The 4666-nt window shown below is 68.3% G+C and carries 1 protein-coding gene and 1 pseudogene; both read left to right on the top strand.

Annotation, left to right across the window (positions count from 1 at the left end; translation table 11 throughout):
- A partial coding sequence (locus E1294_RS51070) for a non-ribosomal peptide synthetase (RefSeq protein ID WP_132520315.1) occupies window positions 1–3509 on the top strand: 3509 nt, incomplete at its 5' end.
- Between the two features lie 218 nt (window positions 3510–3727).
- Window positions 3728–4666: pseudogene (locus tag E1294_RS51065) on the top strand (condensation domain-containing protein); the annotation flags it as partial.

Here is a 4666-nt window from a genome sequence, read left to right as displayed (position 1 = left end):
AGATCGAGCAGGCGATCGCCGGGGTGTGGGCGGAGCTGCTGGGGGTGGAGCGGGTCGGTCGGTTCGATGATTTCTTCGCGTTGGGTGGGCATTCGCTGCTGGCGGTGTCGCTGGTGGAACGCCTGCGTGAACGTGAGATTGCGACGGACGTTCGTACCGTGTTCGCTCATCCGACCGTGGCGGCTCTGGCTGAGGCCACTGTCACCGCCCCGGCGGGTGCCGTCGAGGTCCCGGCCAACCTGATCGGCGAGGACACGGCGGTGATCACGCCGGACCTGCTGCCGCTGGTCGAGCTGTCTCAGGAGCAGATCGATCGGGTCGTCGCGCAGATCCCCGGCGGGACTGGGAACGTGCAGGACATCTACCCGCTGGCGCCACTCCAGGAGGGCATGCTCTTCCACCACCTGATGTCGCCGGAGCACGACGTCTACGTGCTGTCGAACCTCCTGGCCATTGACACCCGGGAGAACCTCGACGGATTCCTCGCCGCACTGCAGACGGTGATCGACCGGCACGACGTGTTGCGTACCTCCTTCCACTGGGAGGGGCTCCCGCAGCCGGTCCAGGTCGTGCACCGCAGGCCCGCGCTCGCCTTGGAGGAGATTGAACTTGACCCGGATGGCGACGCGGCACGGCAGTTGACGAGCCGGAACGACTCGAGCCGCTTCCGGATGGACCTGACCACGGCACCCCCGCTGCGTGTCCTCACCGGGTACGACGCGGCGAATGACCGGTGGCTGCTGCTGGTGCTGATGCATCACATCGTTGACGACCACAGCACGATGGAACGTCTCCTGGAGGAGATCGGCGCGGTGCTTTCCGGCCGACACGATCTGCTGCCGGAGCCGGTGCCGTACCGGAACGTGGTGGCGCAGGCGGTGCTCGGAGTGTCCGAGGCGGAGCATGAGGCGTTCTTCACCGGCCTGCTGGGCGATGTCGAGGAGCCGTGCGTGCCTTACGGGGTGCTCGATGTGCACGGTGATGGCAGCGACGTTGCCGAGGCCGAGATCGTGGTCGATGCCGGTGCTGCCGAGCAGATCCGTGCGCTGGCCCGTCGCGAGGGCGTGTCCGCGGCGTCGCTGTTCCACCTGGCCTGGGCGCTGGTGCTGGCCCGGCTGACCGGTCGCGACGACGTGGTGTTCGGTACGGTGCTGTTCGGGCGGATGCACGGCGGCTCCGGTGCCGACCGCGGCGTGGGGCTGTTCATCAACACCCTGCCGGTCCGGGTCCGGCCCACCGCCGGGACCATCGGCGACGGCATCCGCGGCACCCACCGGCTGCTGACCGAGTTGATCGGGCATGAGCATGCACCGTTGGGCCTGGCGCAGCGGTGCAGTGGGGTGCCCGCGGGTGCGCCGTTGTTCACCACGCTGCTGAACTACCGGCACGGAATGTCCGCCGTGGCCGCCGCAGACGCAGCAGAGGCTGTGGCGTGGGCCGGGGTCACCGAGCTGGGAGTGCAGGCCCGGACAAACTATCCGGTGCTGATGTCGGTCGACGAGTTCGACGACTGGTTCCTGCTGTCGTTGCAGGCGCAGGCGCCGATCGACGCCGACCGGATGCTCGGTCTGCTGGTCGCTGCCCTGCATGACCTGGCCGATGGCGACACCGGGCGGGACCTGGCCGAGCTGGACGTGCTGCCGGAGGCTGAACGTCATCGGGTGGTGGAGGAGTTCAACGCGACGGGGATGTCCCTGCCGTCGGGGGCGACTCTGCACGGCTTGTTCGCGGAGCGTGCCGCTGAGACGCCTGATGCGGTGGCCGTCATCGACGGCGGCGGGGTGTGGAGTTACGGCGCGCTCGACATGTGGGCGTGGGGGCTGGCCGAGCGGCTGAGCGACCTGGGTGTCCGCGCCGGTGAGCGGGTGGCCGTGGTAATGGACCGGTCGGTGGCTCTGGTCGCCGCCGAGCTGGCGGTGCTACGGCTGGGCGCGGTGTGTGTGCCGATCGATCCGGCCGGCCCTCAGCAGCGGATGCGTGATCTGCTGGTCACCAGTGGCGTGCGGGTGGCGCTGACGGCGCCCGGTCTAGAACTGCCGGATGTCATGATCGTCCGGGTGGACGTCGACCCGGCGGAGGCGGACGGTCCGGTGAGGCCGGTGCCGGTCCCGGCGGTGGCGGATGATACCGGGGCTTACGTCTTGTTCACCTCGGGCTCGACCGGTACGCCGAAGGGTGTGCTACTGCCGCACCGGGCTCTTGTCCGGCTGGTGGTCGATGGCGGGGTGGTTCCGATCGATCGGTTCACCCGGACGGCGTTCGTGACGAGCCCGACGTTCGACATGTCGGTGCTGGAGCTGTGGGGGCCGCTGGTCAACGGCGGCTCGACGGTGGTGGTGAGCCGGTCCGACCTGCTGGACCCGGAGGTTTTCGCCGACCTGCTCATCCAGCATGAGGTCTCGATGATGTGGCTGACCGTCGGCCTGTTCCACCGGTACGCGCCGGTGATGGGAAAGACCCTGTCCGGGCTGCGGCACCTGTTCGTCGGCGGTGACGTGGTCAACCCCGAGGCGGTCGGCCAACTGATTCGCGAGCATGCCGCCGATGGGCTGATCAACGGGTATGGCCCGACCGAGGCGACGCTGGTCACCACGTACCGGGTGAGTGCGCCGCCGTCGGCCGGGCGGAGCGTGCCGATCGGGCGTCCGCTGCCGAACAACCAGGTGTATCTGCTCGACGACCGTGGCCGTCCGTTGCCGGTCGGCGCGGTCGGCGAGTTGTATGTCGGCGGCGCGGGCGTGGCGCAGGGCTACCTCGACCAGCCGGTGCTGACCGCCGGCCGGTTCGTGCCGCACCCGTTCGATGATGGCGGCGCCCGCGTCTACCGCACCGGTGACCTGGGCCGGTGGCTGCCGGACGGGACGATCGAGTTCCTGGGCCGCAACGACCACCAGGTCAAGATCCGCGGTTTCAGGGTGGAGCTGGGCGAGATCGAAGCCCGGTTGCTGGAGGTGCCGGGTGTCGAGCAGGTGTCGGTGGTCGCTCGTGCCGATGCGGGCGGAGATCGGCAGCTGGTGGCCTATCACGTGCCGGCCGAGGTGGATGGCGCGAACCTGCGCGAGCATCTGGCCGCGGTGTTGCCGGGTTACATGGTTCCGGCGGCATTCGTCGGTCTGGATCGGTTGCCGCTCAACAAGAACGGCAAAGTGGATCGGGCGGCGCTGCCCGCACCGGACTCAGACGCCTTCGCCCGGGCCGGCTATCAGGAGCCGCAGGGCGCTGCCGAGCAGACGATCGCTGCGGTGTGGGCGGAGCTGCTGGGGGTGGAGCGGGTCGGCCGGTTCGACGACTTCTTCGTCCTGGGCGGGCACTCGCTGACCGCGGTCACCCTCGTCGAACGGCTGCGCGAACACGGCCTGCCCGTGGACGTGCGAACCGTGTTCACACACCCCACCGTCGCGGACCTCGCCGCCTCCGTAGGCACTGCGGACCGGCTGGTGGAGGTCCCGGACAACCTCATTCCTGACATTGGACCGGACGACGACGCCGGCCTCGAATTCACCCTCTGACCCGTATTTTAGGGGAATCCACGATGACTATCGACGACGTGTATGCCCTGATCTGGGCTCAGCAGGTGCGGCTCCGCCGGAGCGGCTCCGGTCTGAAGGTACGGTCCGCCCGCACCACCCTCACCCCTGAGCTGATTGCCGGGCTTCGCGAGCACAAGGAGCATCTGCTCGAACGGATCGATCGGGAGGCCGGCGGGGACTGGTGGAGCCCGCCGGTGCGTATCACCCCCGGCATGCTGCCGCTGGTCGAGCTGTCTCAGGAGCAGATTGATCGGGTTGTCGCCGCTGTTCCTGGTGGGGTGGGGAATGTGCAGGACATTTATCCTTTGGCGCCGTTGCAGGAGGGGATGCTTTTCCATCATTTGATGGCGCCTGATGCGGACAGTTATGTCCAGTCGCATGTGTTCGAGGTGGATACGTGGGAGCGGCTGGATGCGTTCCTGGGTGCGCTGCGGGAGGTGGTCGGTCGGCATGACATCCTGCGCACGTCCTTCCATTGGACTGGGTTGTCCCGGCCGGTGCAGGTGGTGCATCGGCGGGCTGATGTGGTGGTCGCTGAGGTCGAGGCCGGTCGGCTGGCTGAGCTGGCCAAGACCGTTGATCTGGGGTCGGCTCCGGTGTTGCGGGTGTTCACTGCGGTGGATCCGGCTGGTGGTGGGTGGCGGGTGTTGGTGGTCATGCATCACATGCTTGGTGACAACACCTCGTTCCAGATCCTTTTGGGTGAGGTCGGTGCGGTCTTGGCGGGGCAGGGGGATCTGCTGCCGGTGCCGGTGCCGTATCGGAATGTGGTGGCGCAGGCGGTCCTCGGTGTCTCCGGGGCGGAGCATGAGGAGTTCTTCACCGGGATGCTGGCCGGGGTTGAGGAGCCGTGTGCGCCTTATGGGGTCCTGGATGTGATCGGTGGTGGGGCGCGTGTCGCCTCCGTTTCGGTGGACGGAGAGGCAGGGGCCCGCGTACGGGAGTTGGCGCGCCGGTCTGGGGTGTCGGCGGCGTCGGTGTTTCATCTGGCGTGGGCGCTGGTGCTGGCTCGGTTGACCGGTCGTGATGATGTGGTGTTCGGCACGGTGTTGTTCGGGCGGTTGCATGGGGGTGCGGGTGCCGGGCGGGGGTTGGGGTTGTTCATGAATACCCTGCCGATCCGGCTGGGGGTTGCG

The sequence above is a fragment of the Nonomuraea diastatica genome (assembly GCF_004349015.1).
Classification (GTDB): domain Bacteria; phylum Actinomycetota; class Actinomycetes; order Streptosporangiales; family Streptosporangiaceae; genus Nonomuraea; species Nonomuraea diastatica.
Note: the sequence above shows the minus strand (reverse complement) of the source record. Positions and strands in the feature narration are given on the sequence as shown.